We start from the raw sequence: 15,204 nt of genomic DNA, 5'->3' as shown, positions 1-15,204 counted from the left end.
TATTCCTGAGTGGTGCGCATGTGTGGCCCCGATCATGTTTGGCAGCGCATAAGCGGCGGATCCGTCCTGTGGACCTCTTCCAGCTGCGCGCAGACATGGCCTGGTTGACTTAGCAGTTTTCAGCTGCGACTACGTACAGACTTGAAGTTGCTCACGATGTTTGGTCGAGGCGACGACTGACCCATTGCATAACGAGCCAGACGGTCATTCACCGGCGAATCTGCAGTAGGGAGTCATGTGTCAATACATCGAATACGAGATGATGGTTAAGTGCCATTACGTACTAATGGCTAGGGCAGGGCTGGTTTGAAAAGGTTGCATGGGATCATATCTATCCGCATGGAGTGCTAGCGCTACTGTGGCGTGATAGCGTCAGACGGAGAGTCGAAGTTGGCCTGCTCATATGAATGGCCAGTACGGGGAAGTTGGAGTCGTTCGCAGCCATGCTATTTGTAGCGTTACGGTGCTCCTAACGCTCAGCTTTAAAGACACCCGCTTTCTCAAGCGTTCTGACTAGATCATCCGGTTTGATGATTTCCGTCGTCGAGTTCAGTTCATGGGCGGACCACCACCGATGCTCCGTCATCACCTGGGTTTCCTGCAGCGTCCATTCTGATCGAGAGAGTACCTGGCTCTCTGCATATACAACGTAATAGCGTTCAACAGCGAGTACGCTCTCACCACTAGGGAGCAGCATTGGAAAACGTCTGTTGGCAATATGCTCAGCGACCGAGTTGACCCTGATACCGGTTTCTTCGCGCAATTCACGTATGGCGGCGGCCTCATAAGTTTCGCCGTCTTCGACGCCTCCACCAGGCGTTGCCCAATAATTGCTGCCGGCCAACGCCCCTTTTGTGTGCTGAAATCTGAAAAGCAGTATTCTCATCGACGGGCTGACGATTAACAGCCTCGATGATTTGCGCTCACGCAATGGTTTGTCTACCTGGAAATTTGACATGAAACCTCACGCCTCATACCGCCGCCGCGCATCACTGAGCATGGAAATCGTCAGTTTGCGTACTTCCAGCTTGCTGATCTCTACATGGGAGCGCAGCAGCAATAATGCTTCGTCACGTTTACGCGCCTGAAGGGCATTGAGGATCGCGGCGTGTTCGAGGTAGGTATGTTCGATGCGCGCGCTTTTGAAGAAGTCCAGACGGCGCACGATCCGGATGCGCTCGGTCACTTCCTGGTGGATGCGGGCCATTTCCAGGTTGCCTGAAGCGGCCACCAGTTGGGTATGGAACTGTTCATCGAGGTCGGCGACTACTTGCATGTCTATCTGCCAGCTATCGCGATCGATCAACCAGTGTTGGCGCAGAACAGTGAGTTCCGGATGCACTTCGGCCGATGCACAGATGCGCTCGACCGCTGCGCACTCCAGGACGATGCGCAGATCGTAGAGCTGGTCGATCTGGTTGAAGTCCAGAGGCTTGACTGACCAGCCACGCCGGAACTCGACATCCAGATAGCCTTCGCGCTGCAGGCGGTAGAGCGCGTCACGCACTGGTGTTCGCGAGACCTGATAACGGTCGGCCAGTTGGGTTTCGGTGAAGCGGTCGTAGGGCAGTAGGTAGAAGTCGAAAATCTCCTGCTTGAGCCGCCGATAGACGTCTTCAGCCAGCGCGTTGGTGGTGTTCGGGGAATTCAAGGGCGTGGCTCCAGGCTGCTCAGGTCAATGCTGACATGTGCGGCAACGACTTTCCAGCCGCCCTCCAGTCGCGCCCAGGTCTGCATCTGCCGACCAAGGCGCTGGGTGACGCCATCATGAAACTCGGTACTGACCGTGGCGAAGTCTTCACCGAAGGTGCTCACCACGGTACGCAGCAGCGTGCGTCCCGGTCCGACCGGCTGACACTGGCGTCGATAGCGAGCGATCGTGTCCGCGCCCAGCAGGTTCTCCGCGACGCCGTAGCGGACGGTCTGTTCGGAATTCCAGAAATACGCATCCAGCGTGCTCAGCTCATTGGCCAGCAGGGCGCGTTCGTAGTCGTGAAAGGCGTGGGTCACTTCAGCGACCACGTGGGGGAGGTTGATGTCCATCAAAGTGTGCTCCTTGTCAGCAGCGCCTGCTCCAGGTCCGTCAATGAGGCAACCCGGCCGACAATCCCGCCCTGTGCGGTGATCATCTCCAGCGTGGCCTTTTTGAACGCGGGAAAGTAGCTTTCGGTTGCGTCCTCGATCAGCAGGCAGCGATAACCCCGGTCGTTGGCTTCGCGCATGCTGGTCTGCACGCAGACTTCGGTGGTGACGCCGGCAAAGATCAAATGCGTGATCCCCGCTTCGCTCAGCCGTTGTTGCAGGTCGGTGGCGAAGAACATGCCTTTGCCGGGTTTGTCGATGACCCACTCGCCAGCGCGCGGCGCCAGGGTGTCGATAATCTGATTGCCGGGTTCGCCGCGAATCAGGATGCGTCCCATCGGGCCAGGATCGCCGATGCGCAGGCCCGGCGAGCCATGGTCACGTTTGGCTTGCGGGCAATCGGCAAGGTCCGGGCGGTGCGATTCACGGGTGTGGATCACCGCCATGCCCTCGTCGCGGGCCAGCGCCAGCAGGCGTTGCACGGACGGAACGATGGCCTGCAACGGTGCGACATCGTTGCCCAGCGCGGCACCAAAGCCGCCGGGTTCGAGGAAATCGCGCTGCATGTCGATGATCACCACAGCGGTACGGGATGTATCGAAGGCGAAGCGGTCAGGGCGCGCATTGACCTTGATCATGCCGGTTCCCCCGCGAGATGCTCGGCCCCGGCCATGTGTCGGCCCAGCTCGGTACGGTCGGCGTCCGCTGCGCGGGTTTCAAACACCAGCTCGCCGTCGTGAATGACCACGATACGGTCTGCCAGGCTCAGCAGTTCGTCAAGGTCTTCACTGAGCAGCAGGACCGCTGTGCCGCTGTTGCGAGCGTCGATCAGGCGCTGGTGAATGAGCGCGACACTGGCGAAGTCCAGACCGAATACCGGGTTGGCGACGATCAGCACCGCGACGTCGTGGGTCAGTTCACGGGCCAATACAGCGCGCTGTACGTTGCCTCCGGACAAGGTGGCGATCGGCCGGTTCGGGTCGTTGGGCGATACCTGAAATTGCTCAATCAGGCTGCGTGCCTGGACATCTGCTGCGCGACGATCCAGGCGCCAGCCCTGGCGGCAGAGCGGCGGCTGGTCGAAATTGCGCAGGGCCAGGTTGTCAGCCACGCTGAATGTACCGATGCAGGCGTTGCGCAGGGGTTCTTCGGGCAGGCTGAACACGCGCAGGCGCTGCATCTGTTCACGCCGCGCGTCGTAAGGCTGGCCGTCGACCGCTATCTGCCCGGCGCTGAAGGCGCGCTGGCCGAGCAGCGCTTCGGTCAGTTCGCGCTGACCGTTGCCGGAGATACCTGCAACCCCGACGATCTCACCCGGGTGAACCGCCAGAGACAGGTTTTTCACCGCCAGCGTGCCTTTGTCGCCAGGCACATCCAGGCCTGCCACCTGCAACTGCGGCGGGCGGGGCGCCATCGCCGGGCGCTCGGTGCTCACCCCGCGTACTTGGGCCTCGCCCATCATCCACGCCGCCATCTGTTGCGTGGTGGTGTCAGCCACTGCCGCGCTGCCCACCCAGCGACCCTTGCGCAACACAGTGACGTCATCGGCGTAGGTGCTGACTTCGCGAAACTTGTGGGTGATCATCAGGACGGTCAGTTCGCCACGATGCGCCATTGCCTGCATCAGCCCCAGCACTTCGTCGGCTTCCTGCGGCGTGAGCACCGAAGTGGGTTCGTCGAGAATGACCAGTCGACGCTCCAGATACAGCTGTTTGAGGATTTCCAGTTTCTGCTTTTCGCCGGCCGCCAGGCTGCTGACCGGCCGATGGATGTCCAGCCGAAAAGGCATTTTTGCCATGAACGCTTCCAGGCGCTGGTGCTCGCCGGCCCAGTCGATACGCCACGGCAGATCGCCGCGCGACAGCACCAGGTTTTCCGCCACGCTCAGGCCCGGCGCGACGGTGAAGTGCTGATACACCATGCCGATCTGCAACTGATGAGAGTCGCGCGGGGTGCGAATCTCGTGTTCGCGGTTGTTGATAAGAATGCTGCCCGACTGCAGCGGGCTGTAGCCGATGATGCCTTTGACCAGTGTGCTCTTGCCGGCGCCGTTCTCGCCGAGCAGGGCGTGAACGGTGCCGGCGCGGACCTTGAAGGACACCTCGTCGAGTGCGCGAAACGCACCGAAATGCTTGCTGGCACCAATCGTCTCAAGGCTCGGGGCGCGCATGTTCATGCTCCCAACAGGTCGCGAAGCATCGAGGAATGGCCGACGGCGCCGAACACGCCACCCTGCATTTTGACCATGCTCAGCGCCGCCGCATGGTTGCCAGGGTCGGTCGCCCCGCAGCAGTCTTCCAGCAGCAGGCACTCGAAGCCACGGTCATTGGCTTCGCGCAGGGTGGTGTGCACGCAGACGTCGGTGGTGATGCCGGTCAGGATCAGATTGTCGATGCCGCGGGTGCGCAGGATAAGTTCCAGATCGGTGGCGCAGAAGGAGCCTTTGCCGGGCTTGTCGAGCACGATTTCGCCGGGCAGCGGTGCCAGCTCGTCGATGATTTCCCAGCCCGGCTCGCCACGCACCAGAATCTTGCCGCACGGACCCGGGTCGCCGATTCCCGCGCCGATGCGCTGCGAGCGCCAGCGTTTGTTGGCGGGCAAGTCACTGAGGTCCGGGCGATGGCCTTCGCGGGTATGGATGATGGTGAAGCCCAGCGGGCGCATCGCGGCGAGCAGCGCCTTGATCGGCTCGATGGGCGCTCGGGTCAGTGCCAGGTCGTAACCCATGCTGTCCACGTAGCCGCCGACGCCGCAGAAATCGGTCTGCATGTCGATCACGATCAAGGCCGTGTTGTGCGCATGTAATTGCCCGTTCCAGGGCCAGGGGTAGGGCGCCGATGCAATATGACGTTCGCTCATGGCGTTACTCCTTCCAGCTGCTGGGGGTGGGGTTGAAGTCGCGCTCGGGGGCTGCAAAACCACACGAGCTGCCATCGGTATGCACGACGTCGTCTTCCCACGGCAGACGGTACTGGCCTGCGCTCAGATCGTGCATGTAGGTGTAAGGACAGTCGCGTGCGCCGCCCTTGACCGCCACATAGCCGCGATGCCCGAATTGATAGATGTTGTTCTCCACGCCCCAGTTCACACGGGCTTCGCGGACCAGATCGGGGCGCAGTTCGCAGCAGACGATTTCGTCGGCCCGGCCACCCCCTTCAGCCATGATCGTGCCGTCGAAGTCGACAAACATCGCTTCGCCCATGGAGTCGAACGTGCCGTCGGAGCCGCACATGCAGACGCTTGCGGTCTGCATCAGGTTGGTGAAGGCGTTGCTCTGATTGGTGATCTTCCACGAGTGGCGGATCGGTGCGGTGTAACCCGCAGTGCGCAGCATGATGTCGGCGCCCTTGTAGGCGCACTCGCGGGCCATTTCCGGGAACATGCCGTCGTGGCAGATGATCAGCGCCAACTTGCTGCCGCGCGGTCCGTCGCAGACCGGAATACCCAGATCGCCCGGCTCCCACGGTTCGACCGGCACCCACGGGTGCAGCTTGCGGTAGTACAGGCGAATCTCTCCAAGGTCATCGACGATCAGGCCGCTGTTGAAGGGGTTGCCGTGCGGGTTGGCTTCCATGATCGAGAAGCAGCCCCATATCCGGTGCGTTTTGCACGCCTCGCGCAGCGCGATCACTTCCGGGCCGTCGAGGCTGCACATGATCTCTGGTGCCGTGCTCATCGACAGGCCGTGCAACGAGTATTCGGGAAATACGATCAGGTCCATGCCCGGGTTGCTGCGTCGTGCCTTGGCAACCATGCCGACCACTTTCTGCGTCTGTGCCCACAGCGCCTCGCGCGTATGCGGATCGGGCAGCGCCAGTTGCGCCAGGCCGATCACCACGCCATTGGGCGACTTGTTCAAACCACCAAGACCACTGGCCATGCAATGCCTCCTCGAAAAGATCAGTTCATCGCGTCAGGCTGAGTTCGCCAGGCGCGCCGTTCAACGTGCGACCACGGCGACAGGTGGCGTACATCACCACCAGCGTCAGCGCATAAGGTGCTGCGGCAAACAGGTAATAGCCGCTGCTGATACCGACCGCTTGCAGGGCCGGGCCGATGGCTCCGGCCGCGCCGAACAGCAACGACGCCCACAGACATGCCAACGGGCGCCAACGGGCAAAAATCACCAGCGCCACGGCCATCAGTCCCTGACCGCTGGACAGCCCTTCGTTCCAGCTGCCGGGGTAGTAGAGCGACAGGTAGGCGCCGCCGATACCGGCCAGCCCGCCGCCGACCGCAGTGGCCACAATGCGTACCTTGAGCGGTCGATAGCCCAGCGCCTGAGCGGTTTCGGCATGGTCGCCGACCAGACGCAGCATCAGCCCCCAGCGCGTGGTGCGCAGCCCCCAGTGCAGAACGAACGCCAGTGCTGCACCGACGAAGAACAGCACATTGATGTTCAATGCCGAGCGCACCCGTTCTTCGCTGCTCCAGGCGCCCAGCGCCAGTGAAGGCAGCATGGGCGCCTGTGGCTGGATAAAGGCTTTGCCGAGAAAGAACGCCAGGCCGGTGCCGAGCAGGATCAGCGCGATGCCGAACGCAATGTCGTTGACCCGTGGCAACGAGCACGCCAGCCCATGCAGCAGGCCCAGCAGAACGCCGACCCCGGCAGCCGCACCGACGCCCAGCCACGCCGAGCCGCTGAGGCATGCGACGGCATATCCGGACATGGCGCCAGCCACCAGAATGCCCTCCAGCCCCAGGTTGATCCGGCCGCTCTTTTCGGTCAGGCATTCGCCCAGGCTGACGAACAGAAAAGGTGTGCCGACGCGGATGGCTCCGGCCAGCAGGGCGAGCAGAAAGGTAGTCAGGTCGATATCAGCCATGTTGCAGTGCTCCCTTGTCGAGCGGCGCAGGCGCCGCCGTCAGCCTGATCTTCCAGGCGGCGATACGCCCACCCAGGGCTTCCCAGAGCAGCAGATTGGTGAACAGCAAACCTTCAAGAATCAGTGTGGTGGCGTCCGGCAGACCGAGCCGTCGCTGCAGCAGTCCGCCACTGGCTTCCAGCCCGCCGAGCAGGATGGCGCAGACGATAATTGCCAGCGGATGATGGCGAGCGGCGAAGGCCACGAGGATGCCGCTGGTGCCATAGCCTGCGATCAGCGCGGCGTTGGCGCTGCCTTGCACTGCGGTGACCTCGAACATGCCGGCCAGACCCGCCGCCGCACCGCCCAGCAGGCAACTGAGCATGATCAGCCGGTCCACGGGCAAGCCGATCATCAGCGCAGTACGCACGTTGCCGCCGACCACGGCGAGGGCAAAACCCTTGACGCTGTGGCGCACCAGCACATACGCCAGCAGGCAGGCGACGACACCCGCCACCAGGCCCCAGTGCACCTCGAAACTGTCGCTGATCGTGCCGATCATATAGGCATCGTCCAGCGGCGGCGTCGAAGGCTTGTTCAGGCTTGCCGGGTCGCGCAGGGGGCCTTCCACCAACTGCCGGAACAGGGCCAGGGCGATGTACGAAAGCAGCAGGCTGCTGATCGTTTCATTGACCCCGCGCCGCTGGCGCATCCAGCCACTCAGGCCGATCCACAGTGCGCCCACGGTCATTGCCGCGACGGCCATGCAGGCGAGCATCAAAGCGGCTGGCAGATGGCTGAGCCACAAGGGTGTCACTGCGGCAGCCAGCCCGCCCAGTACCAGCGCGCCTTCACCGCCGATGATGATCAGCCCGGCCCGTGCGGGCAGGGCGACGCACAGCGCGGTCAGCATCAGCGGCGCGGCGCGTTGCAAGGTGTTTTCCAGGGCGAACCACGAGCCGAACGCGCCTTCGCCGACCAGGTGCAGCGCCTGCCAGGCAGGCTTGCCCTGAACCGCCAGAAACAGCCCGAACAGCATGCACGAGGAAAACACCGCCAGCACTGTAGGCAACCCTGGCAACAACGCGCTGGCCAGGCGGCGCAGACTTATCGATGAACTCATGAACGTTCCTCAGAGCTGGCCAAGCACGCCTTCGACCAGGTAATTCATGCTCTCCAGAGCAATGTCGGTCTGGCCTTGGGCAACACCATCGGCAATCACCACGTTGCCCTTGTTGTCCTTGAGCGGGCCTTTGAAAATCACGAACTGACCGGCCATCATCTGCGCCTTGATGGCATCCGTTTTCTGCTTGGCGTCTGCCGTGACCGCAGGCCCGTAGGCAGACGTTTTCACGAAGCCTTCCTTCAGCCCGCCGCGCAGGAAGTTGATCATCGGCGCGCCGCTCTGGGCTGCTGCGACGTGAGCACGATAAGGCGTCTCCCAGTTCCATTCGGCACCGGTCAGGTAGCCCTTGGGCGCCAGCGCAGCCTGGCTGGCGTGGTAGCCACAGGTCATCACGCCGCGTTTTTCAGCCGTCTCGACGATCACCTTGGGCCCGTCGACATGGCAGGTCAGCACGTCACAACCCTGGTCGATCAGGCCGTTGGCAGCTTCTGCTTCCTTGACCGGCAGCGACCAGTCACCGGTGAAGATCACTGTGGTGACGATGCTCGGGTCGACCGAGCGGGCACCCATGGCGAACGCGTTCAGGTTGCGCAGCACTTGCGGCACAGGTTTGGCGGCGACGAAACCGAGCTTTTTGCTCTTGCTCATGTGCCCGGCGATCACGCCGTTGAGGTATTGCGCTTCGTCGATGTAACCGAAAAAGCTCCCCGCGTTCATCGGGTCGCGACCTTTCTGCCAGAGACCGCCGCAGTGCGCGAAACGGACGTCGGGGTACTTTTTGGCGACCTTGACCACGTGCGGTTCGAAATAGCCGAACGAGGTCGGGAAAATCAACGTGGCGCCGTCCTGACGGATCATGGCTTCCATGGTCTTCTGTACGGCCACGGTTTCCGGAACGTTTTCTTCCTCGATCACTTTGACGTTGGGCAGCGTCTTGATGATGGCCGCTGCCTGAGCGTGGGCCTGGTTGTAACCAAAGTCGTCGCGAGCGCCGACGTAGATGAAACCCACTACCAGCGGCGCATCGGCTGAATAGGCGCGACCGAAAGGCAGCGCTGCGCTCAGGCCGATAATGCCCGCCAACTTGATGAAACTGCGACGATCAACATTCGACATGTGTGCTACCTCGGGTCAGTGAGCGATGGAAGATGTGTGCGCGGCGCGGTAGGCGCGCCAGCCTTTGTAGTCGGTGATGTCCAGCGCGCCTTCAAGGCCGCCAGGTTCACAGATGAAACCCTTGACCCACTGGCCGTCGGCCAATTGCAGGGAGCCGATGCCCAGTGGCGCGGGAATGGCCGCGACGAAAGCGCCGAACTGGCTCAGCGGCATTTCCCAGACTTCTATCTCGATGCTCGCGCCCTGTTCAGCGACGCGCACCAGTCCCGGCTTCGGCGGCGACGTTGCTGCCAGCGCATACAGGCGGTAATCCGCGCTGGTGGTTGTGCTGCGCAGCAGACGCGCGCCGCCTTCGAGCAATTGCCAGTTGAGTGGCTGGCCAACGAGGTGGGCACCGACCACCGCAACCTGCACGGTCGGGCTGTTATAGGGCAGGGGAGCCATCGCCACGGCGTCACGCTTGTCAGCCTGGCCGAACAGCGGCTGCCAGGCCGCGGCGATCTCTGCCAGGCGCTGATCGGCGCCGGCCGGGCCAATCAGCGTGATGCCCGCGGGCAATCCGTCCGCGCGACGATCTGTCGGGATGGCGATGGCGCACATGTTCATCAGGTTGACGAAGTTGGTGTAATAGCCGAGCTGTGAGTTAAGCGCGACCGGGTTGCCGAGCACCGCTTCGATGGTCGGCATGCACGGCGCGGTCGGCACCACCAGCACATTGATGTCGGTCAGCAACTGCTGCGCAGCGCGGGTCAGCTCTGCCAGGCGATAGCGAGCGTTGAACGTGTCCACGGCGTCGAATGAATCCGCGCTCTGCACAATGCCGCGTACCACAGGATGAATATCGGCCGCGTTGCTGGCGAAGAATTCGCCGATCGCAGCGCGGCGTTCCGCCACCCACGGGCCTTGATACAGCAGGGCAGCCGCCTCGGCGAACACGTCGAACTCGATGGTGCTGACCGTCACCAACGGGTCGTTCTGCAGGGCTTCAAGGGTTTTGAGGTAAGCCGCCTTGGCCTGCTCATCGCCGAAGAACTCGCAGTGCCGCGCGACGGCGACACGCCGAACCCTGCGCTGCACCGGCAATGCCTGCACGGCCACACTGGACGCATCCAGCGGGTCGTAAGCTGCAATGACCTGCGCTACCTGCCAGGCTTGCATGACATCCTTGGCAAAGATGGATGGGCAGTCCAGCGTGCGGCAGGCAGGCACGACTCCGCGGCTGCTGAACAGGCCGAGGCTGGGCTTGAGCCCGACGATGCCGTTGAAGCCGGCCGGCACGCGGCCTGAACCTGCGGTGTCCGTGCCCAGTGCAAAACTGACGTAGCCACGCGCTACCGCCACTGCCGAGCCGGAACTCGAGCCGCCGCTGACGTAGGCCGGATCATGCGCATTGCGCACCGCGCCGTAGGGCGAACGGACGCCCACCAGGCCAGTGGCGAATTGATCGAGATTGGTCTTGCCCATCAGGATCGCGCCGCTGTCGAGCAGCAGTTGCACAACGTGAGCATTGTCCTCGGGCACGTAGGCGAACGCCGGGCAAGCAGCCGTGGTCGGCATGTGCGCCACGTCGAAATTGTCCTTGACCGCAAAGGGCACGCCGAACAGCGGCAACCGGTCATACAGCGCATCGCCCAGTTGTTCGGCGATACTCTCCAGCGCCTTTGCCCGCTCGACAAGCTGTGCCAGCGGGACGCGATGAATCCAGACCTCTGCCCGGTCATCCGCATCGATGTGTGCGGTCAGGGTGTGCACCAGTGTCGTCAGCGTGGTGTCGCCCGAGCGGAGCGCCGACTGAAGTTCAGGGATATCGAGTGCAGTCATGGTGGTGTTCATTCATGTATACAAGATGAACTGACGGGTTTGCACGTTACGGGCCAAGCTTGGTCAGAGGGCGATTTACAGGGAGGTTACCGGCAGTTGGCAGGGTGTTATTCAGCAGTCATGCGTCATGTTTGCGCTTGAACGTGTCTGTGTGCACAAAGATGGGTCGTGTCAGCCGCAGGGCGAATGTATCGCCGCACGGCTGACATCAATGCAGGTTTCTCAGCTCTCGCAGAACCTGAGCCGGTTACCGAACGGGTCGCAGACTTCCAGGGTTTTCCCCCAACCTTGCTGGACGATGTCCGGGCGGGCATAGCCGTACTGCTTGCCGATCAGCTCATCGCGCAATTGCTCGATGTTCTGCGTCGGGATGAACACCGCCGCACCTGGACAGGCGTCACCGTGATGCTCGGAGAGGTGCAGGTTCAACCCGTTACGGCTGATGCCCAGATACAACGGCAGATCCGCTTCGAAGCGGTGCTCGAACTCGATGCTGAAACCGAGAAAGTCGATGTAAAACTCACGCGCTTTGCGTTCATCGAAGATCCGCAGGATCGGGATGGCGCTGGTGAAGGTCACGGTGGCTGGCTCGGTCGCGGGCATGGCTATTCCTTTATTTGAAATGATGGGCGTGCAGTCATTGATGCCAATGCACGCATTTATGCTATGCGGGCTGCTTTACCGGGAACGAGACGAACGGTTTTATTTCCTTGAGGACGAACATGCTCTGCATTTCCTTGATGCCGGGTAATCGTCTGACCACGGTCATGGCGAAGTCAGCAAAGGAATCCAGATCGGGCGCTACGACCTGAAGCAGAAAGTCCGCATCGCCACCGATGCTGTAGCACGCCACGACATCTTCCAGCTGCATGACTTCCTTCTCGAACTTTCTGGCCTCGGCCTCACTATGACTGTCGATGCTGATACGAATGAACACCATGACGCCCAGCCCTATCTTGCGGCGGTCCAGTACGGCTCTGTAACCCTGGATATAGCGATGTTCTTCCAGTTGCCTGACCCGTCGCCAGCAGGGCGAGGCAGACATGCCGATCTGGTCGGCCAGGGTCTGATTGGTGATACGGCCATCCTGCTGCAGCGCCGTGAGGATCCTTACATCTATCGGGCTTAATGTCGGCTGGGTCATAAATACCGTTACTCCTCATGTTGCAGGAAATTTATACCGGTTTTAGCCGCCCAGCCAGTAAGAACAGATAATTCTTTCCGCGTTGAAACACGTAATATTTTTCGACAGGGGTTTGCCTGCTGGATCTCAGGCAAGCTCTTCAATCAGCGTCAAGTCTCAAGGAGTGCAACATGCTTGATCTGACTCAGGTTCTTACGTATTCGGCAGCGTTGGGTATTGCCGCCGCCATTCCTGGCCCCGGTATGGCAGCGCTGGTCGCACGGAGTGTCAGCGGCGGGGCGGTGTCAGGCTTCTGCCTGCTGTCCGGGCTGATCCTCGGTGACCTGACCTATCTTTCATTTGCGGTATTTGGTCTTGCCATGATTGCCGAACACTTCAATGCGTTGTTTCAGGTAGTGCGATGGGGGGCGGCGATTTATCTGTGCTATCTGGCCTGGCAGTTCTGGTTCGCAGATCATCAAGCCATCGAAATCGGAAAATCAGCGAAGAAAAAAGAGTTGCTGTCCGCGGCCGCGTCCGGACTGACCATTACCTTGGGCAACCCCAAGACCATTGCCTTTTATCTGGCGCTTTTGCCGTTGGTCATCAATCTTGAAACGGTCTCTTTGCAGACGTGGGGGCTGGTTCTGGTGCCGCTGACGGTGCTGGTACTGCTGGCGGTCGGGGCCGTGTTCATATTTGCCGCCTTGCGCATTCGACATTTGCTGTCGAGTGAGAGTGCGCAAAGAAAACTGTTTCGTGGTGCGGCGGCAATCATGGTAGCGGCGGCAGCTTCGATGCTGGTGCGCTGATCTGCCTGGAGGGTGGATGAGGCCGTTGACGACCTCATCCGGTCGCCGTTACAGCTCCTTCTTCAAATGCTTTTCGATCTGCTCCAGCGACTTGCCCTTGGTTTCCGGCAGGCACAGGAACACGAAAATCAACGAGCCAATGTTGATGGCGGCGAAGATGAAGAACGTCGGGTTACCGATGGTATCGACTGCAATCGGGAATGTGAACGCTACCGATGCGTTGAACAACCACTGCATCGATACCGCTGTGCCGGTCAGCAAGCCGCGCACCTGCATGGGGAACAGTTCTGACATCAGCAGCCAGTAGACCGGCGAGATGCACATCTGCATGAACAGCAGAAACACCAGAATGCAGGCGAGGGCGGTGTAGCTCTGGGTCATGTTCTGCGGCATGAACTGCAACACGCAACCGAGCGCTGCCTGCATCAGAATGACGATGACCAGACCGGTCATCAGCAAATGCCGACGCCCGTAACGGCCGATGGCCCAGATGCCCAGCAAGGTCGCGATGACTGACACCACGCCGTTGCCTATTGTCGCAGTCAACGCAGCGTTGGTGCCCATCCCGGTGTTCTTGAGAATGATCGGCGTGTAGTACATGAACGCGTTCACCCCGGTGAACTGCGCGGTAAAGCCCAGACCTACGCCGATCAGCAGCAACTTGATGACCCAGCGCTGACGCAGCAATTCTCTTGCTTTGGGACGATGGCGAGCTTCTTCGTCCTGCGCTTTCATCTCGTCGATTTCACGCTGCGCGTCCTGTGTGCTGGGGCGCAGTTGCTCCAGCACATCCTGCGCTTCGTCGAAACGCCCTTTGGAGGCCAGCCAGCGCGGCGACGCAGGTACGAAGAACGTACCGACCAGCAGCAACACGCCTGGCACCATGGCGACGGCCAGCATGTAACGCCAGATCCCCGGTGTATGCAGCAAGGCCGCCATGACCGCACTCAGCACATAGGCGAGTAACTGGCCGCTGACGATCATCAATTCGTTACGGCTGACCAGCCGCGCACGCCTTGACGGGCCTGCGATCTCGGCGATGAACACCGGCACTGTGGCAGAGCCGCCGCCCACTGCGATACCCAGCACGAAGCGCGCTGCAATCATGAACGGAATCGACGGCGCAATGGCGGTGCCCAGTGCGCCGGCGATAAACAGCATTGACAGCAGGCGTAATGTGAGGCGGCGTCCGAAGCGGTCGGAGATATAGCCGCTGGCAAGCGAGCCGAACGCGGCGCCGACAATCAGTGACGCGGTGACCATCCCTTCGCTGTACGCATCCAGACCCAGGCCTCCCTGATCGGCGGGCAGGGTCATGAACGGCAGGGCTCCGGCGATGATGCCAGTGTCATACCCGAACGCCAGTGCGCCCATGGTCGCCACAAGCACAGAGATAAAGATGAGTCGATTCGATGCAGCGCGTTGCCGGCCTTGCTGACCCGCCGCTGCTGAGGTGCTACTAGAAGACATGAATCTGAAGTCCTTGGCTTGAAACCAGCGTTGCGCCAGTACGTGGATGTCACGCTTAGGGCGGTGTCGGCCGTGCTAGTTCCCTACAAACCCGCTCAGGATTGTTTTCCTGGCGAAAGCCTTGAGCGTCAGACTGCTGAAACGATTAACTTTTGCTTGTCATAACGCCCCTGTTTTCCCCTTTTGCTGTCAATGAAATTCAGTTTTTTTGACTGGTAAAAGAGGCTTTTCATTGATTTACAAGCCGTTTTTATCTGGCACATACGCTGCTGTCATTACTCACTCTCTGCGCCGCTCATAAGCGCTACAGTAAGGCCGCAATTGTTCGCAGCCTTTTCAACGAGGCTGCGTCGGTATCTTTTGAAAAGGAGGGCGCCATATGAACCTGGCTGAGCAGTACCGTGCCTACATCGCCTGCCTCAATGACCGTCGCTGGCAGGACTTGGGCAATTTCGTCGACGACGGCGTGCACTACAACGGCGAGCGGATCAGTCTGGCCGGTTACCGGGCGATGCTGGAAAATGACGTCAGGATCATCCCCGACCTGCGTTTCAATATCGACCTGCTGGTGGTCGAAGCACCACAGGTTGCCGCCCGTCTGCTCTTCAACTGCTCTCCGCAAGGCCGTTTTCTCGGGCTGGAGGCGCTTGGCAAGCGCATTGCCTTCAGCGAAAACGTGTTCTACACCTTTGACGACGGCAAGATCGTCGGCGTCTGGTCGATCATTGATAAAGCGGCAGTGGAGCGCGAGCTTCGTGGCGAAGCGGCGAGCGTTTCGAGTGATAGAGCTACCTGAACGATTCCACTACGTTCATCGAAGTAAAATCATTTCAGGGCACTCCGGGGTGG

General features: G+C 60.9%; 16 protein-coding genes. 2 read left to right on the top strand and 14 right to left on the bottom strand.

The genetic code is table 11. From position 1 onward, the window contains the following. Positions 1-469: 469 nt before the first annotated feature. From JOE29_RS18890 to JOE29_RS18830, 13 genes are all read right to left on the bottom strand, one after another. Entirely contained in the window at positions 470-958 is a 489-nt protein-coding gene (locus JOE29_RS18890; RefSeq protein ID WP_010424439.1) for an NUDIX domain-containing protein, read from the bottom strand. 6 nt (positions 959-964) lie between these two features. Further along, complete coding sequence (locus tag JOE29_RS18885; protein ID WP_003341908.1) at positions 965-1,651, bottom strand: GntR family transcriptional regulator; 687 nt, start codon at positions 1,649-1,651, stop codon at positions 965-967. Further along, complete coding sequence (hpxZ, locus tag JOE29_RS18880) at positions 1,648-2,043, bottom strand: oxalurate catabolism protein HpxZ (protein WP_010424436.1); 396 nt, start codon at positions 2,041-2,043, stop codon at positions 1,648-1,650. The genes JOE29_RS18885 and hpxZ overlap by 4 nt, the downstream gene beginning before the upstream one ends. After that, positions 2,043-2,720 (bottom strand): isochorismatase family cysteine hydrolase, encoded by a 678-nt coding sequence (locus tag JOE29_RS18875; RefSeq protein WP_210079761.1) that lies wholly within the window; start codon positions 2,718-2,720, stop codon positions 2,043-2,045. Before JOE29_RS18875 ends, hpxZ begins: the two co-directional genes overlap by 1 nt. Then, entirely contained in the window at positions 2,717-4,258 is a 1,542-nt protein-coding gene (locus JOE29_RS18870) for an ABC transporter ATP-binding protein (RefSeq protein WP_210079760.1), read from the bottom strand. The genes JOE29_RS18875 and JOE29_RS18870 overlap by 4 nt, the downstream gene beginning before the upstream one ends. Next, positions 4,255-4,941, bottom strand: a complete 687-nt coding sequence (locus JOE29_RS18865) for an isochorismatase family cysteine hydrolase (RefSeq protein WP_003421848.1) — start codon at positions 4,939-4,941, stop codon at positions 4,255-4,257. The genes JOE29_RS18870 and JOE29_RS18865 overlap by 4 nt, the downstream gene beginning before the upstream one ends. Positions 4,942-4,945: 4 nt before the next feature. Beyond that, positions 4,946-5,962 (bottom strand): formamidase, encoded by a 1,017-nt coding sequence (locus JOE29_RS18860; RefSeq protein ID WP_210079759.1) that lies wholly within the window; start codon positions 5,960-5,962, stop codon positions 4,946-4,948. Between the two features lie 25 nt (positions 5,963-5,987). Then, a complete protein-coding gene (locus tag JOE29_RS18855; protein ID WP_003421850.1) occupies positions 5,988-6,908 on the bottom strand; it encodes an ABC transporter permease in 921 nt (306 codons plus the stop codon). Further along, positions 6,901-8,010 (bottom strand): ABC transporter permease, encoded by a 1,110-nt coding sequence (locus JOE29_RS18850; protein WP_057419595.1) that lies wholly within the window; start codon positions 8,008-8,010, stop codon positions 6,901-6,903. Before JOE29_RS18850 ends, JOE29_RS18855 begins: the two co-directional genes overlap by 8 nt. A gap of 9 nt (positions 8,011-8,019) precedes the next feature. Further along, positions 8,020-9,129, bottom strand: a complete 1,110-nt coding sequence (locus tag JOE29_RS18845; protein WP_210079758.1) for a BMP family ABC transporter substrate-binding protein — start codon at positions 9,127-9,129, stop codon at positions 8,020-8,022. Positions 9,130-9,144: 15 nt separating this feature from the next. After that, positions 9,145-10,950, bottom strand: a complete 1,806-nt coding sequence (gene atzF / locus JOE29_RS18840) for an allophanate hydrolase (protein WP_210079757.1) — start codon at positions 10,948-10,950, stop codon at positions 9,145-9,147. 222 nt (positions 10,951-11,172) lie between these two features. Next, positions 11,173-11,553 carry a glyoxalase superfamily protein gene (locus JOE29_RS18835; protein ID WP_010424410.1) on the bottom strand — a complete coding sequence of 127 codons (381 nt, stop codon included), beginning with the start codon at positions 11,551-11,553 and terminating at the stop codon, positions 11,173-11,175. 61 nt (positions 11,554-11,614) lie between these two features. Beyond that, the gene (locus JOE29_RS18830; RefSeq protein WP_011266867.1) at positions 11,615-12,094 is read right to left on the bottom strand and encodes an Lrp/AsnC family transcriptional regulator; all 480 of its coding nucleotides are present in this window, start codon (positions 12,092-12,094) and stop codon (positions 11,615-11,617) included. 170 nt (positions 12,095-12,264) lie between these two features. Between JOE29_RS18830 and JOE29_RS18825 the strand changes: the two genes are divergently transcribed. Continuing rightward, complete coding sequence (locus JOE29_RS18825; protein ID WP_003339882.1) at positions 12,265-12,885, top strand: LysE family translocator; 621 nt, start codon at positions 12,265-12,267, stop codon at positions 12,883-12,885. Positions 12,886-12,933: 48 nt separating this feature from the next. Here JOE29_RS18825 and JOE29_RS18820 read toward each other — a convergent pair whose 3' ends face one another. After that, positions 12,934-14,355 carry a sugar porter family MFS transporter gene (locus JOE29_RS18820; RefSeq protein ID WP_210079756.1) on the bottom strand — a complete coding sequence of 474 codons (1,422 nt, stop codon included), beginning with the start codon at positions 14,353-14,355 and terminating at the stop codon, positions 12,934-12,936. Positions 14,356-14,734: 379 nt separating this feature from the next. Between JOE29_RS18820 and JOE29_RS18815 the strand changes: the two genes are divergently transcribed. Continuing rightward, positions 14,735-15,151, top strand: coding sequence for an ester cyclase (locus tag JOE29_RS18815; RefSeq protein ID WP_024683254.1), 417 nt, complete (start codon positions 14,735-14,737; stop codon positions 15,149-15,151). Positions 15,152-15,204 lie beyond the last annotated feature (53 nt).

It is taken from the genome of Pseudomonas sp. PvP009 (assembly GCF_017832995.1).
In the GTDB taxonomy this organism is placed as follows: Bacteria; Pseudomonadota; Gammaproteobacteria; order Pseudomonadales; family Pseudomonadaceae; genus Aquipseudomonas; species Aquipseudomonas syringae.
The sequence above is the reverse complement of the archived record's forward strand: the minus strand, read 5'-3'. Positions and strand labels throughout refer to the sequence as shown.